This window comes from Candidatus Sulfotelmatobacter sp., assembly GCA_036500765.1.
In the GTDB taxonomy this organism is placed as follows: domain Bacteria; phylum Acidobacteriota; class Terriglobia; order Terriglobales; family Acidobacteriaceae; genus Sulfotelmatobacter.
In genome coordinates, this window is the sequence record DASYBM010000004.1 from 301,415 (window position 1) to 319,485 (window position 18,071).

Genomic DNA, 18,071 nt, shown 5'->3' on the forward strand with positions numbered 1-18,071 from the left:
AAGGCCGAGTCGCACGCATCATAGCAGGCGCCTGTGCCTGCGTGCGCCCGTGTGGCCTCACCGAGATAACCGAGAGCTCCCATCAAAGCCAAGAGAAGAATTATCTTCTTGGCTAGTTTATTTCGACGGACGATTTCCATTGTGTTTTCCCTTCTTAAGCGTTTTTCCGATCAAAGCAATATTTGGCCTCGTCAACGCAAATCCGCAATTACCTGCTGTTCCTGATCTGGAGTCAATTTGCCCACCCATGCTTTTCTTATCTTGCCTGTCCCGTCGATCATCAGGATTGTGGGTGTCCCCGAAACCTCCACGGCAATCAACGGGCTCTGCACAACGTCCTGAACCGACACGTGAAGCTTTCCAAGATAGGAACTGGTGTCAGGGATCGGCTGAGGGAGGACCGCCACGACGCGGACTCCGGCTTTGGCGGCGGAGGGAATGAGCTGTTGGTAGAATTCGGCGCTATCTGTACAAAAGTGGCAGTTCGTGCTTAGCGCCAGCACCAGATTCCGCTCGGACTTAGACCACTGTATCCCTGGAAGAGACACCGTTTCGCCAACCGACGGGGCAGCATTAAACTGAGAGGGCTCTCTGAGCCTTTTTGCAGCGAGCGCGCCCACTAGCACGAACGCGAACAATATGGCGAGGTTAGTCGTGACCTCGATGCGTTTGCCCCATGTGCTCATTGGGAACGACATAACAATTTAGAATTGCGGAGGACTGTATATCGATTTTATCCTGCGGTCAAGGTTTATTAGGTCTCTGACTGAGTCGTGGCGAATTTCCCCACGGCGTTTTGCTGGCCCGCAGCGTGATTCCCTGATAGAGTATTTAAAATCCACTCACCGGAGCGAGAATGCAGGCTATCCTTGCGCTGGAGGACGGCAGAGTCTTCCGAGGCAAAGGCTACGGCGCCAAAAGCGAATGCTACGGCGAAGTCGTTTTTAATACTTCCATCACTGGCTACCAGGAAATTTTCACCGACCCGTCCTACTCCGGGCAGATTGTTGTCCTGACCAACCCTGAAATCGGAAATTACGGCACCAACCACGAAGATAACGAAGCCACGCGTCCGTGGATCGAAGGTCTGATCGTGCGCGAGTTCTCGCGCGTCAGCTCGAACTGGCGCTCGCAGCAGGTCGCTGAGGAATACCTCGAACAGTTCAAGGTGCCTGTGCTGTCCGACATCGACACGCGGGCGCTGGTGCGGCATCTGCGCGATCATGGGGTGATGCGCGGCGTGGTTTCGACGATTGAGAACGATGCCGACAAGCTGATCGCCAAGGCGCGGTCGATCCCCAAGATGGACGGGACCGATCTCGCCAAGGAAGTGAGCACGAAGCGGCCGTACGTTTGGGAGTTGGGCGAGCGATCGCACGAACCGGTCGCCGTAGTCGGAGTGAAAGACGAGCCGCCACGATTTCACGTAGTGGCCTACGACTTCGGCATCAAGCAGAACATTTTGCGCAAGCTACGCGGCGAGGGCTGCAAAGTGACGGTGGTACCGGCGCAGACGACGGCGGAGGATGTCCTCGCATTGAAGCCCGACGGAGTTTTCTTGTCGAATGGCCCGGGCGATCCGGAGCCGTGTACGTACGCGGTCGATTCGATTCGCAGGCTGATGGGGCGGCAGCCGATTTTTGGCATTTGCCTGGGGCACCAACTGACTGGAATCGCCTTGGGCGGCAAAACTTTCAAGCTAAAGTTTGGCCACCACGGCGGGAATCATCCCGTCAAGCAGCTGAAGACCGGGAAGATCGAGATCACGGCGCACAACCATAACTTCGCGGTCGATCCTGATTCGCTGGCCGAGAGTGAAGTCGAATTGACGCATGTCGACTTAAACGATCAGACGCTAGAAGGCCTGCGCCATCGCAACCTGCCTCTGTTCAGCGTGCAGTATCACCCAGAAGCCGCGCCGGGGCCGCATGATTCGCATTATCTGTTCAGGGAGTTTACGAAGATGATGGAGGAGTGGAAGGGGTGAAGATTCTGGATCAGCGCCGAGTTGCGAAGATCGCAGCGTGGTGCTATTTGTGTCTGATTTTTGGAACTCCCGATGCCTCGGCTTGTTCATATTCGTCGATTCCTGTGAAAGTGGGACGCAACTTCGCGGTCAGGGTGGTACATCTTGGCAAGCCACTTCCCGGTCTTCAGATCGAGTTAAGCACGGATCCGAAGAAAGCCGACGAAGATAGCCGGCCGGTTCTAACCCTCACGACAAACGAAAACGGTTTCGTTACGTTCAGAGCGATCAGGCCCGGCTCCTACTACGTGGATGTCGGACAGCCTGCATTTCCTCTTTCCGTGGAAGTGTTGGTGCTGGGTCGTCCATCGAAAAAGCCTGACAGTCCGCTCACATTCGAATGGCCTCAAGGAGAGAAGACTGTTTCGGTGCAGTCTGCTTCGGGACTACTCAACGCCCAACTCAAAACCGATCGCTCAGGATTTGAGGACCAGGTTCACCCTGTCTTCGGTCCTCTTGGCGAAGCAAGGCTGACGCTAATGCAAGCTGCGTCGGGCGAGGTTGTGGAGTCGCAGGTTTCGAGCGGATCTGGAGCGTTCAGTTTTCATCAGGTGCCTGCGGGATTATACGCGCTCCACATTGAGCTGCCTCAAGCCGGAACCCAGCGTTACCGAGCCGATGATGGCTACATTCCCATCGAAATTGATCCGTTGGCCAAAGCGCTGTCCTTGGACCTAACTCTTTCACCGGGTATATGCGGATCGCTCGCGTACGAGAATAAGGACGAGTCCGATTCAAAATAAATGCCAAAACGCACTGACATCTCGAAAATTCTGATCCTCGGCTCCGGGCCCATCATTATTGGGCAGTCGGCGGAGTTTGATTACTCGGGCACGCAGGCTTGCAAGGCGCTCAAGGCTGAGGGCTATGAAGTTGTGCTGGCGAATTCGAATCCGGCCACCATCATGACCGATCCCGAGTCGGCCGACCGGACTTATATTGAGCCGCTTACCCTGGAATATCTCGAAGAGATCATTCGCATCGAGCGGGAAATGTCGCCGGGCGCGGGATTCGCCGTGCTGCCGACCGTAGGCGGGCAGACTGCTTTAAACCTGGCGATCGAACTTTCCGACGGCGGCGTGCTGGAAAAGTACAACGCGACTTTGATCGGCGCGAACGTGGCTGCCATCAAGAAAGCGGAAGACCGGCTCTTCTTTAAAGACGCGATGCAGAAGATCGGGCTCGACGTGCCCAAGTCGGCGCTGGTCAATAACACGAAAGACGGCCTTGAGTTCGCGGGGAAGATTGGATTTCCGGTGATCATCCGGCCATCGTTCACGCTCGGCGGATCGGGCGGCGGCATTGCTTACAACCGCGAAGAAATGGTGGAAGTGCTCAGCCGCGGACTCGATTTTTCTCCTGTGCACGAAGCTCTGATTGAGGAATCGGTGCTGGGCTGGAAAGAATTCGAGCTCGAGGTGATGCGCGATACCAAAGACAACGTCATCATCATCTGCTCGATCGAAAACTTCGATCCCATGGGCGTGCACACCGGCGACTCGATTACCGTTGCGCCGATACAGACGCTCACCGACCGCGAGTATCAGGCGATGCGCGATGCCTCGATCGCCGTGATCCGCGAGATCGGCGTTGACACGGGCGGGTCCAACATTCAGTTCGGCGTAAATCCCGAAACCGGGCGCATGGTTGTGATCGAGATGAACCCGCGCGTGTCGCGCTCATCGGCGCTGGCCTCGAAGGCCACGGGATTCCCCATCGCAAAGATCGCGGCGAAACTTGCTGTGGGATACACGCTCGACGAGATTCCCAACGACATCACGCGCAAGACTCCGGCCTGTTTCGAGCCGACGCTCGACTACGTCGTGGTGAAGATTCCGAAGTGGCAGTTCGAGAAATTTCCCGGCGCCGACGACACGCTGGGGCCGCAGATGAAGTCAGTCGGCGAAGTAATGGCCATCGGCCGCACCTTCAAAGAAGCGCTGATGAAGGGCATCCGCTCGCTCGATACCGGCAAGCGCGTGGGTGCTGACAAGCTCGAACCGAAAATTCTGACAAAACGGCTGGTGACGCCGCATCCCGAGCGCCTGGCTTATGTACAGTTCGCGCTGCGCCAGGGCCATACGGTAAAGCAGATCGCGAAGATGACCTCGATGGATCCGTGGTTTCTTTATCAATTAAAGGAGATCAACGACCAGCAACTGGAGTTGGAGAAGCATCCCATGGAGTCGATTCCAACCGAAGTACTGCGCGAATCGAAGCGCATGGGATTCTCCGATGGCCGGCTGGCGGCTGCGTGGCGACTGGAAGGGCAAGAAAAAGTCCGGCATCTGCGCAAGAAACATGGCGTAATGCCGGTATATAAGCGCGTTGACACGTGCGCGGCCGAGTTCGAAAGTTTCACGCCCTATCTCTACTCGACTTACGAAGATGAAGACGAGGCAGCGCCGACCGACAAAAAGAAAGTGATTATTCTGGGCAGCGGGCCGAATCGCATCGGGCAGGGAATTGAGTTTGACTACTGCTGCTGCCACGCGTCGTTCGCGCTGCGCGATGACGGCTACGAGACGATCATGATCAATTGCAATCCTGAAACCGTCTCGACCGATTACGACACCAGCGACCGCCTGTACTTCGAGCCGCTCACGTTCGAAGATGTGTTCGCGATCTATCAGCACGAAACTTCGAAGGGCGCGGATGTCGGCTTGATCGTGCAGTTTGGCGGGCAGACGCCGCTGAACCTGGCGCTGCCCTTGAAAGCCGCAGGGGTCAGGATCATCGGCACGTCGCCCGAGTCGATCGACTTGGCCGAAGACCGCAAGCATTTCAACAAGCTCCTCGAGGAATTGCAGATTCCCCAGGCTCCCGGTGTGATGGCCACGTCCATCGAGGAAGCGGTCGAAGGCGCGGGACGCATCGGTTATCCCGTGCTGGTTCGGCCTTCGTACGTGCTCGGCGGGCGCGCCATGGTGATTGCTTACGATGAAGCGTCGATCGTTCGCTACATGAAAGAGGCGGTTGAATATTCCCACGACCGCCCGGTGCTGATCGATCACTTCCTCGAAGACGCGATTGAAGTCGATGTCGACGCGTTGTCGGACGGCGAAGATGTCGTGATTGGCGGAATCATGCAGCACATCGAAGAGGCTGGGATTCACTCCGGCGATTCGTCGTGTGTGCTGCCTGCGGTCGATATTGCGCAGGCGCTGCTCGAACGAATGCGCGACTATACGTTCAAACTGGCGCGAGCCCTGAAAGTTGTGGGGCTGATGAATATTCAGTTTGCCATTCCGCGTGGAAACGGCGGGCCGAGTGGCGAGGGCGACAAAGTCTATGTGCTCGAAGTGAATCCGCGGGCCTCGCGCACCGTGCCGTTCGTTTCCAAGGCTACCGGCGTGCCAATGGCCAAAATTGCGGCGCGGCTCATGACTGGCCGCAAGCTGCGCGAGTTCTTGCCGGAGTTCGTGGAACGGCGCGCCGATCTCGACACCGGCAGTTTCTACTATGTGAAATCCCCGGTGTTCCCGTGGAACAAGTTTCCGGGTGTCGATACCGTACTGGGGCCGGAGATGAAATCCACCGGCGAAGTGATGGGTGTGGCCGACAACTTCGGGGAAGCGTTCGCCAAAGCACAACTCGCAGCAGGACAGAAACTGCCCACGCAGGGCGCGGTCTTCATCAGCGTGACCGACCACGACAAAAAGCATGTCGCGCAACTCGCGCGTAAGTTTGTCGACATGGGATTCAAGCTGGTGGCGACAGCCGGAACAGCCGATGTGATCGAGGATGCCTACATGAACGTAGAGCGCGTCTACAAAGTGAAAGAAGGACGGCCAAACGTGGTCGATTTTATCAAGGGCCAGCGCATTCAACTCATTGTGAACACGCCTACGGGACTGGAGCCATGGTTCGACGAGAAGGCAATCCGACGAGCCGCAGTGACAGCGCGGATTCCGACCATCACAACGTTGGCAGCGGCGCGGGCCGCGGCCGAGGGTATTGCTGCCCTCCAGCGCGGTGAAGTGAATGTGAAGGCCCTACAGCATTTGCACGCGGAAAGAACGAATCTGACTCGATAATGCGACGATCAGGCCATCGATCTTTAATCTGGTTGCCGTGGAATCTGGTGTCGTGGCGGCTGGCGAGCTGTTCTCGCTGTGGGTGCGCCGGTCTCAGTTCTGGCCCCCTAAGTCCTAGTTATATCAATAGCTCTTAAGATGTGTTACAATCCTGTCACATGAGTAACACAATCACAATTCGACTTCCAGAGGAACTGCTCGACCGCCTCCGCGCTAAGGCTCGGCGTACCGGTTTGCCGCTCGGCCGGGTGGTTCGAGAGTTTGTGGAGACTGGGCTTTCACAGGAGCAACCTTCGAACAATAACGAGGCCTGGCGGAAATACGTCGGGATCATAAAGGGTGGTCCGCCGGATGTATCCAGCCGCAAAGGTTTCTCGCGCAAATGAAGGCCATCGCTGATACTGGCCTGCTCGTCGCTTTGGCGCGTAACAACGACCAATATCACCGCTGGGCGGCCGAGATCGGCGAACAAATTAACTGGCCCGTCCTGACATGTGAGGCTGTGCTGGCCGAAACCGCCTTTCACCTCCAGTCCAGCGCCGATGTGATCGGGATGCTACGCGACAACATGGTTCGCGTAGCGTTTGACTGCGCAAGCCATCAGGAGCAACTTTACGATCTGGCGTTGCGTTATTCCGATCGCGACCCCGATTTGGCCGATCTTTGCCTCATCCGGATGAGCGAACTTTATCCTCGCCACATCGTCATTACGGTCGACGAAGACGACTTTCGCATCTATCGGCGCAATAAGCGTGAAGCCATTCCGCTCCTCTGCCCACCGAAGAAGTGATACGCTGAGATTCAGGTAAACGCCATGCTTCTTCAGGGTATTCTCCCTCCCATCACGACCCCGTTCTATCCCGACGGCAACGTTTATTTCAAAAAGCTCGAATCGAACGTCGAGCGCTACTCGCGTACGCCGGTGGCGGGGGTCGTCGTGCTCGGCTCGACGGGCGAAGCGATTCTTCTCTCGGATCAGGAACGGCGTGAGGTATTTAAAGCGGCGCGCGAGGCTGCCGCTCCGCACAAAGTGCTCGTTGCCGGCACCGGCGTCGAGTCGGCGATCGAGACGCTGCGGCTCACCGAATACGCCGCCGAACTTGGCTACGACGTGGCCATGGTGCGGACGCCGCACTATTACAAGAAGCAGATGCAGACGGCGAACCTGCTTGCTTTCTACCGCACTGTCGCGGATCGTTCGCCGCTGCCGGTCATCATTTACAACTTCCCGCAGGCCACCGGATACGATATGCCTGCGGAGGTGGTGATCGAACTGGCCGGGCATCCGAATGTGATCGGCATCAAAGAATCGAGCGGCGACGTGGAGAAAGTTCGCAAGATGGTCGAGGGAACGCGGCACGTCAAGCGCAGCGCTACCGTTACGGAAACGTTCGACGCGGTCACTGCGCGCATGATCGCCGCCGCAAATGCGGGACCGGGCAATGGTGGCGGGGAACTCGTACAGGTCGGAATGCTGGCAGGTAGTTCTAACGTGAAGCCTTCTTCGTCGGCGGTCACGGTCGTGGGCAACATGAAAACGCGCCAAAAAGCGGTCGGATTCCAGGTCCTCGTAGGTGCGGCGCAAAAGCTGCAAGCCTCGCTCGACGCCGGTGCTGTAGGGGCGATACTCGCGTTTGCCTGCCCGGCGCCGACTGCGTGCTACGAAATCTATGCCGCGTGGAAAGAAGGCGATGCGGACCTCGCGCGTCTAAAGCAGGAGCGAATTGCTAAGGCGGCGCAGCGGGTGGTCAGCGATTTGGGCGTGCCGGGTGTAAAGCACGGCATGGATTTCAACGGCTACTATGGCGGCACATCCCGGCTGCCGTTTCTTCCGCTGACGGCCGAACTGAAGGCTGAGATTGAGCAGATGCTGGCGGATGTGAGGAACTGATTGTGGCCCATGCATCTTGTGATCCAGGTCACGATCGGCGTATACTTGATTCGAACGAACGTTCGAATTGAAGCGCCCGAATGGAACTTCGAAGCGAGCGTTCCGGAATCGGAACATCCGAATCACAACCGCGGACCATGGCGACTCCTTCCACCGCAACCCGAGCGAGTGCGCGACCCCATCGCGGCGCTCCTGTACCGGCGACCCGGTATGACAAACGTCTGGCTGAGATCCTGGCGCACGCCACTGAAGTTTTTTGCAAGAAGGGCTACGAAGGCGCTTCGATGCGCGACCTTTCCCGCGAGAGCGGCATGTCGCTCGCCGGACTCTATTACTACTTCGAATCCAAAGAGCGCCTGCTCTACCTGATCCAGAAGCACACATTTACCACGATCGTGCAGCGACTGAAAGCGCGGCTCGAAGGGGTCACCGACGCCGAAGAACGCATCCGGATTTTCATTCTGAATCACCTGGAATATTTTCTGGCCAATCAGGCGGCAATGAAGGTTCTGTCGCACGAGGCCGAAGCGTTGAAAAACGGCTTCGCGTCGGAAGTGGCGGCCATCAAGCGGGAGTATTACAGGATTTGCGTTGGCCTGCTCGATGATTTGAAGCGCGATCGTGTCCTGCAATTCTCCACGCGCATCGCTGTCCTGAGCCTGTTCGGCATGATGAACTGGATTTATACCTGGCACAACTCCCGCGTGGACGGCGATGCCGCGTCGATTGCCGGCGAAATGGGTGACGTCTTCCTGCGCGGAGTTATGACGAGCACAAAAGCCCGCAAAGAGCGATAACGGCGCGGCCTGAAGCTGTGCTTTAAGGGGTTCGGAAGTCTAGATGTTTGAGATCAAAAGATTAAAGATTAAGGAGTCATTCCCATGGCGACAACGGTACAACCAGCAGCGGGCGAATCCACCAAGCAACTTGTGAACTACCGCACCGACGGCGGGGTGGCGCTGATCGAAATGTGCGATCCGCCCGCCAACACCTACACCTACGAGATGAACCGCCAACTGGACGAGGCGATTCTGAAGGCTCGGATGGACAACGACGTTTATGTGATCGTGATGACTGGCGCGGGAGAGAAGTTCTTCTCCGCGGGCGCGAACATCAAGATGCTGACCAGCGTCGATCCTACCTTCAAGTATTACTTCTGCCTGCACGCCAATGAAATGCTGCTTCGCCTAGAGCACACGCCGAAACTGGTGATCGCGGCTATTAACGGACACTGCGTGGGCGGAGGACTGGAGATCGCGATGGCAGCCGATCTGCGCATTGCGCGCAAAGAGGCGGGAAAAATTGGCCTGCCCGAAGTGAATCTGGGAGTGCTGCCCGGAACCGGCGGCACGCAGCGGCTTTCGCGCATGGTAGGCAAGAGCAAGGCCATCGAACTGATGGTGACCGGTAACACGTTTTCATTCGAAGAGGCGCAGGAGTTGGGCATCGTAAACGACATCTTCGAGCGCGAAGGTTTCATGGAAAACATCATGGAATATGCCAAGCAGTTCTGCCCGCCCAACAAGGCGTCGAAGGCCGTGGGGCGCATCAAACGCGCAGTACAGACTGGCTGGGAGATTCCGATGGAGTCGGCGCTGGCGGTCGAGCGCGAGAACCAGCAGTTGCTCTTCCAAAGCGAAGATGCGAAAGAAGGCTTGGCCGCATACGTGGAAAAACGCCCTGCGACCTTCAAAGCGAAGTAAGAGTTGGAGTGGTAAATGATCGTGTGGGGACGGGCGCCGCCCAGCGAGTGGACAAAAGGAATGTTGATGATCGTACCGAAAGTGAACGTCAAACCCGGCCAATTGCTCATCGACGGGCAATGGATCGGCAGTTCAAAGAACTTCGACACCGTCAATCCCGCGACGGGTGAAGTATTGACGCAAATTGCGGAAGCATCACCCGCTGATGTCGATCGCGCGGTGGAAGCTGCGCGCCGAGCCTTCGAAGACCGCAGCGGCGCGTGGCGCAAACTCTCAGCCAGCGAACGCGGACGGCTGATCTGGAAACTCGCCGACTTGGTTGAGAAGAATATCGACGAACTGGCCGAACTGGAAACGCTCGACAACGGCAAGCCGATTTTCGAGTCGCGCTACGTCGATATGCCGATGGTGGTCGACGTGTTGCGTTACTACGCCGGCCTCGCAACCAAAATTCATGGTGAGACCGTCAACACATTCGACACCGCTTTTACCTATACATTGCGTGAACCCGTTGGCGTGGTCGGACTGATCGTTCCCTGGAACTTTCCTCTATTGCTGGCCTCCTGGAAGGTGGGTCCAGCGCTGGCTTGCGGAAATACGATTGTGTTGAAGCCCGCGGAACAGACTCCGCTGACCACGTTGAAGTTGGGAGAACTCGTCATGGAGGCCGGCTTTCCTGCCGGTGTAGTGAATATTCTCACAGGCGGGCCTGAGACGGGCAAAGTAATCGTTGCGCATCCTGGCATCGACAAGATTGCGTTCACGGGCTCAACCGCGGTGGGGAAAGAAATTATGCGTGGGGCGGCCGACACGCTGAAGCGAGTGACGCTCGAGCTTGGGGGCAAGTCACCGAACATTGTTTTTGCCGACGCCGATGTCGACAGCGCAGTGAAAGGCGCGATCAACGGCATCTTTTACGGCAAGGGCGAAGTCTGCAACGCAGGCTCGCGGCTATTTCTCGAAAGCAAACTGAAAGACGAATTTACTGAGAAATTGGTGACGCGCGCTTTGAAGATGCGGCCGGGCGATCCACTCGATCCGAAGACGAGGCTCGGGGCCATCGTCAGCCAGGAGCAGATGCAGTCGGTGCTCGGCTTTATCGAAGCGGGCAAAAAAGATGGCGCAAAGTTGGTTGCCGGCGGCAATCGCGTTGCCGTGGATGGAAACAAAGGATTTTTTCTCGAGCCCACCATCTTCGGCGACGTGAAGAATGACATGACGATTGCGCGAGAGGAAATCTTCGGTCCTGTGCTCTCAGTATTGACGTTTGACGATGTCGACGCGGTGATCGAACAGGCGAACAACAATCCGTATGGCCTCGCGGCCGCGGTTTGGACGCGCGACGTGAAGAAGGCGCACACCGTTTCGCGCAGCCTGAAGGCGGGAACCGTCTGGATCAACACCTACGGATTGATGGATGCGTCGCTGCCCTTCGGCGGGTACAAGAGTTCAGGCTTCGGCCGCGAACTGGGTGCGCACGCCGTGGAGCATTACACGGAACTGAAAACAGTTTGGCTGAATATTGCGTAAAGCAGCAATTAGCAGTCAGCATTCAGGCCGTATTGGTGGAATGCTAAATGCTAAATTTTGAGGCTAAAGCTCAGAAGAGTTGCTGCGATAGGGAGTCATAGCTCATGCCGGGAAAAGTTGCAAAAATCGGAACTTTTAGCGATTGGATCGGATTGTTCAACGACTGGCGCAAAGATATTGGCGTCAACTCCGAAGATATCGACGCCTTTCATTTCGACACGCTCTATGGCGCCATCGATACTGAAGAGATTGAATTCGGCTCGTACCAAGGCCGCCGCAAGTGGGAGAACCTGCGCCAGATTCCGACGCAGCAGATGCGCGACGCACTGATGAATATGATCGTGTATCAGGGCGATACGGAATTCGCGAGCGTCGAGCAGCAGCGCAATCTGCTCGAAAACGCTCCTACCGAGTGGGACCGCCGCGCCATCACGCGGGTGATGATCGAGGAGATGCGGCACGGTTGGCAGATGTGTGCTCTCCTCGTCGATCATTTCGGCTACTCCGGCAAAGTCGAAGCGCAGAAGATGCTGGAGCGGCGCGCCTTTGAGAATAAGCGATTGTTGGGCGCCTTTAATGTCGACGTCGACAACTGGATGGACTTTTTCACCTACACCGACTTCGTTGACCGCGATGGAAAATTTCAGTTACAGATGCTCAAGTATTCCGCATTCGCTCCGCTGGGACGATCCATGTCGTACATGCTGCGCGAAGAAGCGTTTCATATGGGCACGGGCAACGACGGCCTGCGGCGGATCGTGGAAGCGGGAGTAATTCCCGCGTGGCTGATTCAGAAATATCTGAACAAGTGGATTTCCAGTTCGTATGATCTGTTCGGCACCGACCATTCTTCGTCGGCCCACTGGGCCTATGTGTGGGGCGTGAAGGGCCGCTATGACGAACCGAAAAACGATAAAGCGCCGGACCTCGACGACCTGAACGATTACAACCGCAATCTTTATCGCGACGAAGTGGCAGGACTGATCGAACGTTTCAACAGCGCTCTGCGGGCGGGCGAGCCCAAATTGTATGCACCGGACATCAAATTCAACCGCGCTATCGGCAAATGGGCAGGACAGAAATTCCACGCGCAGACGGGCGAAGCTCTTGATGACCGTGCGAACGAAGAACACGTAAGAGAATACATGCCTTCCCCCGAAGACAAAAAGCTTCTGCTCGACATCATTAACAACGAAAAGAAATGGATCGCGGAGAAAACAGGCGCACGCGACCCGCTCTCGACCATTGGAGAAGTACGAAAGTCGGCGATCAACCTGTAGAAGGACGATTTTCAACGCAGATAACGCCGAATACGCCAAGCGATATGGGAACCACGTCGATACGTTCAGGATCCAGTCGGCTTCAGTCGGAGTTCAGCCCTCCTGTGGCGCGGATTGTGCTTCAGCATGCGCCGCTGAATGTGATCGACGTTGCGATGATGGAGGAATTGACGCAATCGCTGGCTGAGATCGAGGCGCGGCAGGATATCGCTGTGATCGTTTTCAGCGGCGCGGGGAAATGTTTTTCCGTAGGCGTGGATGTCGCCGCGCATACTCCTGATACGGTCGAAGAGATGCTGGCGAAGTTTCACACTGTGATTCGTGCTTTGCTGACGACGAAGAAAGTTACGGTTGCGTCAGTGCACGGCTATTGTCTTGGCGGAGGCGCGGAGTTGGCCATGGTTTGCGATATGGCCTACACGGCCGAATCGGCGCAATGGGGATTTCCGGAGATCAAGCTGGGATGCTATCCGCCGGTGGCATGTACGGCGCTGGCTGCGCTGGTGGGGCAAAAGTACGCTGCAGAACTGATTCTGACCGGCCGCACGATCGACGGCAACGAGGCGAGCGCGATCGGTCTGGCGAATCGGGCAGTGAACGAGCAGGATTTGGACAGCATGGTTGAGCGATCGATCGACTCATTGCGGAAAGTGAGTCCCGCAGCTCTGGCCTGTGCCAAAAAGGCTTCTTACGCCTGGGATTCAATGCACTTCGATAAGGGCCTCGCCCGCGCCGAGCGGATTTATTTCGATGAATTGATGAAGACCGAAGACGCGCAGGAAGGTATTGAGGCTTTCATGCAGAAGCGGCAGCCGCATTGGAAAGGGAAGTAGGTGGAGTTTGGCTCACGCTGAGGGCCGGTTAAGCGGAGATCTTTCGCTTCGACTGAAAGACGCCTCCGCTCAGGATGACCGCGTAGCCCCGCGGAGATTTTAGTAAAAGATGGATTACGAGATCACGCCCGAAGACGTAAAAGGCAAAGTGGATGCCGCAGAACCGTTCACTTTGCTCGACGTGCGCGAATCGTGGGAGTTTGAGACCGCCAAGATAGACGGCGCCAAACTGATGCCGATGGGCGATGTGCCGTCGCGTGCGCATCAGGAGCTTGATCCCGATGACCACATCGTGGTGGTGTGCCATCATGGCGTGCGCTCAATGAGTGTCACGGTATGGCTGAGGCAGCAAGGTTTCGACAAGGCGCAATCGATGCGTGGCGGCATCGATGCCTGGTCGCGACGCGTGGATGGGAAAGTGCCGACGTACTGAAAGCGCTTTTGGCCTTTGGCTCTTAGCTTTTAGCCAAATCGGCAAGCTAAGAGCCAAGGGCCAATAGCCTAGAGCCATTCATGAAAAAAGAACTCATAGAGCTCCGCATCAACGGCCGCAGGCACGAGGTTGCCATCGAGCCCAGCGCGCTGCTGCTCGACGTGTTGCGGCAGGAACTGCAACTCACGGGGTCCAAGCGCGGCTGCGATGATTCGTCGTGCGGCGCCTGTACTGTGCTGGTTGACGGTGTGGCCATGATGTCGTGCACGCTATTGGCAGCGAGTTGTGAAGGGCAGCAGATCACCACGGTCGAAGGAGTCAGCCAGCACGGCGCGCTGGCGGCGATCCAGAAAGCCTATGGCGACTGGGGCGGAGCGCAATGCGGCTACTGTACTCCGGGCTTCATGATGACGGTGAAGGCGCTGTTGGCGGAGAATCCTGATCCCTCCGAGGCCGACGTTCGCGCCGCGCTGAGCAGCAATCTTTGCCGGTGTACCGGCTACAGCCAGATGTACGCAGCGATCAGATCGGCAATTTTGGCAGAGCAACGAGAGATAGCGGCGCGCGACGTTGCAGCGCTGGCGACAGCGGATTCCTCGCTGCGCTCGGAATGACAAAGCTCGGGATGGACACGCAGGATCATGAAATGAGTAATGATTTTTCCATCATTGGCAAGCCCACCGCCATGGTCGATGCGGCCCAGAAAACGACTGGCGCCGGGAAATATACCGACGACCTCAGCGTGCCCGGCATGCTGGTCGGGAAGATTCTGCATTCGCCATATCCCCATGCTCGCATCAAGCGGATCGACACCAGCCGTGCAGAGCAACTCGAAGGTGTGGTTGCGGTCGTCGTGGGGAAGGACGCTCCCAATCCTTACGGCATTCTTCCCGTCGGACACGACGAATATCCGTTAGCACTCGACAAAGTTCGTTATGTCGGCGACAACATCGCCTGCGTGGCGGCCATTACGGAATCGATCGCCGAAAGAGCCCTCGAGTTGATCGAGGTTGAGTACGAAGTTCTGCCGGCTTACTTCGATCCCGAAGAGTCGATGAGGGCCCAAACCGATCTCATCCACGATTCGAAGCCGGGCAATTTGGAGAAAGACTATCACCACGTATTTGGCGATCCCGATAAAGCTTTTGCCGAGGCCGATCATATAGCAGAGGCGCGGTTCATTGCCAATGAAGTCACGCATGCGGCGATGGAGCCGCATTCCACGCTGGCATCGTTCGAACTCGATCCGCATTCCGGCAAGCCTGGACGCCTGACCGTGTGGTCTTCGACTCAAGTGCCATACTACTTGCAGCACAAGTTGTCGCTGGTGCTGGAAATGCCGATGCAGCAGATTCGCGTGATCAAGCCACTGGTGGGCGGAGGATTCGGCGGCAAGAGCGAAGTGATTCCGCTTGAGATTATTGCGGCCGTGGCTGCGCGCAAGGCTCAGGCTCCGGTGAAAATCACATACACACGCGAAGAAGTATTCTGGGCGCATCGCGGACGGCCCCGCACCATCATCGATCTCAAGACTGGCGTGAAGAAGGACGGCCGCATTACCGCTGTGAAGGCGCGCGTAGTGCAGGATGGCGGTGCTTACTGCTCTTACGGCGTGGTTACGATTCTGTATTCGGGCGCGCTGCTGGGCGCGCTCTACGACATCCCGAACATTCAGTATGACGGCTATCGCGTGCTCACGAATAAGCCCGCCTGCGGCGCCATGCGCGGCCACGGCACCGTGAATGTTCGCTTCGCCTTCGAATCGCAGTTGGACGAATTGGCGAATGCGATCGGAATGGATGCGGCGGAAATCCGGCAGCGAAATTTATTGCAGCCGCCATGCATCACGGTGAACGGCTTGCGCGTGCGAAGTTACGGGCTGCCAGAATGCATTGAGAAGACGGTCGAGCGTTCCGGCTGGAAGGAGCGCAAGGGCAAACTGCCCAGGGGACGCGGGTTGGGCATCGCGTGCAGCCATTACGTGAGCGGTGCGGCGAATTCGATTATTCGTTCGGACATGCCGCATTCCACGGTCAACATCAAGATCGATCGCGATGGCGGCGTGGTGGTCTATACGGGCGCATCGGAAATTGGCCAGGGATCCGACACGATGACGGCGCAGATCGCCGCCGAAGTGCTGGGATGTTCGCTCTCGCGGGTGCGCGTGATTGCAGCGGACACCGATCTGACGCCGATTGATATTGGTTCTTATTCGAGTCGCGTGACCTTCATGGCGGGGAATGCTACTTTGCGGGCGGCGACGGAAGTGAAGAAACTGATTGCGGCTGCGGCGGGGAAGAAGATGGGATGCTCGGTGGAAGATTTGATTTTTCGGGATGATGTGGTGAGCAAGAAAGCTCATGGTTTCATCGGCGAAAGCGAGCCCGCGCCAACTCCGCGCGGGCCGGACCCTTCGGCTTCGCTCAGGGCAGGCTCGCGAGGGCGGCCGTCCCCACATGATTCTTCTTCGTCACATCCTTCTTCGTCACTACATGATTCGTTGACCGTCCACAATACAGAGCAAGCCTCCGTCAGCGGACGCGTCGAAGGACAGATTCTTCGCGGATCGTTGCAGCAGAAGCGCAAGGAGGAAGGGCCGAAAGATCGGATGACTTTCGAAGAGGCCGTCGTCGCCGCCATCGACTTTCATGGAGCACTCACCGGCACGGGATCTTATGCGCCTCCACAGGAAGCGCGCGGCGGTAAGCACAAAGGTGCCGGAGTGGGCCCATCGCCGGCATATTCATACTCGGCGCAAGTCGCAGAGGTCAGCGTTGACGAAGATACCGGTGAAGTCACCGTGCACAAAGTCTGGGCGGCGCACGACTGTGGGCGCGCGCTTAATCCGGTTTCCGTGGAAGGGCAGATCATCGGTTCGGTTTGGATGGGCATGGGGCAGGCTCTCACCGAAGAGATGATTTGGAAGGATGGCATGCTGATGAATCCCGGGCTGCTCGAGTATCGCAGTCCATCTTCAATCGAGTCGCCAGAGGTCGAGCCGATTATTGTGGAGAGCGTCGATCCGGAAGGGCCGTTCGGCGCGAAGGAGTGCAGCGAGGGATCTCTGGCCGCGACGATCCCGGCGATTGCGAATGCCATTTACGATGCGGCGGGCATACGCTTGCACGAGGCGCCGTTCACGCCGGAAAGAGTGCTGGCTGCGCTGCGCGCCAAGAAAAATGCCAAGGCGATAAACATGACTGAGGGCGTCGACTCGACTGCGCCAATGCATTTTCGCGAACATGGTGGCGCGCTCTGCTTCAACGGTAAGGGACCGGATCGGCACGCCGGCGATCCGTCGCGACGCGAGAATGCATCGTTGGCAGGGGGCGCGGATTGAGCCTTCCCGAATTCAGACTGCTCCGCCCAGATACCATTGAGGCCGCCGTCGGATGTTTGACCGAGCATGCGGGAAATATTCGGGTGCTGGCGGGTGGAACGGATCTGATTCCTTCCATGCGGCAAAAGCTTTTCGAGCCGCAGTTTGTTCTCGATCTGCGGCGCGTTGCCGCGATGCGCGGAATCAAGCCGCTTCCCGATGGCGGCATTGAAATTGGAGCCCTGACTGCGCTGCGCGCCATTGAGCGCTCCAATTATCTGCGCCGGCATTTTCCCGTGCTGACTGAGGCGGCCGCAACCGTGGCATCGCCGGTGCTTCGCAATATGGGCACGATCGGCGGTAACATCTGCCTCGACACCCGCTGCCTGTGGTACAACCAGTCGCTGACCTGGCGAAAAGGCTGCGGCTTTTGCATTAAGAAAGACGGCGATCTTTGCCACGTGGCGCCGGGCGGGAGCAAGTGCTGGGCGGTTTTCTCCGCAGATACTCCGCCCGCATTGTTGTGCCTGAACGCGGAAATTGAAATTGCCAGCGCCGCTGAGACGCGCCGCGTTTTATTGCGCGATTTCTACACCGGGTTGGGGGACAACTATCGCAAGCTGCAACCCAACGAATTGGTCACGCGCGTTTTCCTGCCGGCATCGGCTGCGGACTATCGGGGCGTGTACCGCAAGCTGCGAGTTCGCGGATCGATCGATTATCCGCTGGCGGGAGTTGCCGTTGTGATCAAGCGATCGAACGGTCACATCGCAGATGCGCGCTTAGGCATCACCGCCGTGAATCCCGCGCCCTTGCTGGTGAAAGGCGCCAGCGAGTTACTCACAGGCCAAATGCTCGATGAAGCGCTGGCTGCGGCCGCCGGCGATTTGGCCGCCAAGACCGCGAAGCCGCTCACCACATCTGCACTGACACCCGAATATCGGCGCGAGATGATTCGCGTCTTCACCAAGCGCGCGGTGCTGGCGGCGGCAGGGAACTGAGTCCTCTGTTATTCTTCT

General features: G+C 57.5%; 16 protein-coding genes. 15 read left to right on the forward strand and 1 reads right to left on the reverse strand.

The window, feature by feature from the left end:
- Positions 1–191 precede the first annotated feature (191 nt).
- The gene (locus VGM18_04055; GenBank protein ID HEY3972151.1) at positions 192–407 is read right to left on the reverse strand and encodes a hypothetical protein; all 216 of its coding nucleotides are present in this window, start codon (positions 405–407) and stop codon (positions 192–194) included.
- Positions 408–856: 449 nt separating this feature from the next.
- Here VGM18_04055 and carA point away from each other — a divergent pair, with 449 nt between their 5' ends.
- The 15 genes from carA (at position 857) to VGM18_04130 (ending at position 18,053) form a co-directional block, all read left to right on the forward strand.
- Positions 857–1,987, forward strand: a complete 1,131-nt coding sequence (gene carA, locus VGM18_04060) for a glutamine-hydrolyzing carbamoyl-phosphate synthase small subunit (GenBank protein HEY3972152.1) — start codon at positions 857–859, stop codon at positions 1,985–1,987.
- Positions 1,988–2,091: 104 nt separating this feature from the next.
- Positions 2,092–2,769 (forward strand): SpaA isopeptide-forming pilin-related protein, encoded by a 678-nt coding sequence (locus VGM18_04065; protein ID HEY3972153.1) that lies wholly within the window; start codon positions 2,092–2,094, stop codon positions 2,767–2,769.
- Positions 2,770–6,063, forward strand: coding sequence for a carbamoyl-phosphate synthase large subunit (gene carB / locus VGM18_04070; protein ID HEY3972154.1), 3,294 nt, complete (start codon positions 2,770–2,772; stop codon positions 6,061–6,063).
- Between the two features lie 158 nt (positions 6,064–6,221).
- Positions 6,222–6,449: a ribbon-helix-helix protein, CopG family gene (locus VGM18_04075; protein HEY3972155.1), complete on the forward strand. Its 228-nt coding sequence runs from the start codon at positions 6,222–6,224 to the stop codon at positions 6,447–6,449.
- Complete coding sequence (locus VGM18_04080; GenBank protein ID HEY3972156.1) at positions 6,446–6,853, forward strand: PIN domain-containing protein; 408 nt, start codon at positions 6,446–6,448, stop codon at positions 6,851–6,853. Before VGM18_04075 ends, VGM18_04080 begins: the two co-directional genes overlap by 4 nt.
- A gap of 24 nt (positions 6,854–6,877) precedes the next feature.
- A complete protein-coding gene (locus tag VGM18_04085) occupies positions 6,878–7,954 on the forward strand; it encodes a dihydrodipicolinate synthase family protein (GenBank protein HEY3972157.1) in 1,077 nt (358 codons plus the stop codon).
- Positions 7,955–8,091: 137 nt separating this feature from the next.
- Positions 8,092–8,751: a TetR/AcrR family transcriptional regulator gene (locus tag VGM18_04090; GenBank protein HEY3972158.1), complete on the forward strand. Its 660-nt coding sequence runs from the start codon at positions 8,092–8,094 to the stop codon at positions 8,749–8,751.
- An 84-nt stretch (positions 8,752–8,835) separates the two neighbouring features.
- A complete protein-coding gene (locus VGM18_04095; protein ID HEY3972159.1) occupies positions 8,836–9,657 on the forward strand; it encodes an enoyl-CoA hydratase/isomerase family protein in 822 nt (273 codons plus the stop codon).
- Between the two features lie 15 nt (positions 9,658–9,672).
- Positions 9,673–11,187 (forward strand): aldehyde dehydrogenase family protein, encoded by a 1,515-nt coding sequence (locus VGM18_04100; GenBank protein ID HEY3972160.1) that lies wholly within the window; start codon positions 9,673–9,675, stop codon positions 11,185–11,187.
- 104 nt (positions 11,188–11,291) lie between these two features.
- Positions 11,292–12,467 carry a Phenylacetic acid catabolic protein gene (locus VGM18_04105; GenBank protein HEY3972161.1) on the forward strand — a complete coding sequence of 392 codons (1,176 nt, stop codon included), beginning with the start codon at positions 11,292–11,294 and terminating at the stop codon, positions 12,465–12,467.
- A gap of 104 nt (positions 12,468–12,571) precedes the next feature.
- Positions 12,572–13,300 carry an enoyl-CoA hydratase/isomerase family protein gene (locus VGM18_04110; protein HEY3972162.1) on the forward strand — a complete coding sequence of 243 codons (729 nt, stop codon included), beginning with the start codon at positions 12,572–12,574 and terminating at the stop codon, positions 13,298–13,300.
- Positions 13,301–13,409: 109 nt separating this feature from the next.
- A complete protein-coding gene (locus VGM18_04115) occupies positions 13,410–13,733 on the forward strand; it encodes a rhodanese-like domain-containing protein (GenBank protein ID HEY3972163.1) in 324 nt (107 codons plus the stop codon).
- Between the two features lie 80 nt (positions 13,734–13,813).
- Positions 13,814–14,347, forward strand: a complete 534-nt coding sequence (locus VGM18_04120; GenBank protein HEY3972164.1) for a (2Fe-2S)-binding protein — start codon at positions 13,814–13,816, stop codon at positions 14,345–14,347.
- Positions 14,344–17,073, forward strand: a complete 2,730-nt coding sequence (locus tag VGM18_04125) for a molybdopterin cofactor-binding domain-containing protein (GenBank protein ID HEY3972165.1) — start codon at positions 14,344–14,346, stop codon at positions 17,071–17,073. The genes VGM18_04120 and VGM18_04125 overlap by 4 nt, the downstream gene beginning before the upstream one ends.
- Entirely contained in the window at positions 17,070–18,053 is a 984-nt protein-coding gene (locus VGM18_04130) for an FAD binding domain-containing protein (protein ID HEY3972166.1), read from the forward strand. Before VGM18_04125 ends, VGM18_04130 begins: the two co-directional genes overlap by 4 nt.
- Positions 18,054–18,071 lie beyond the last annotated feature (18 nt).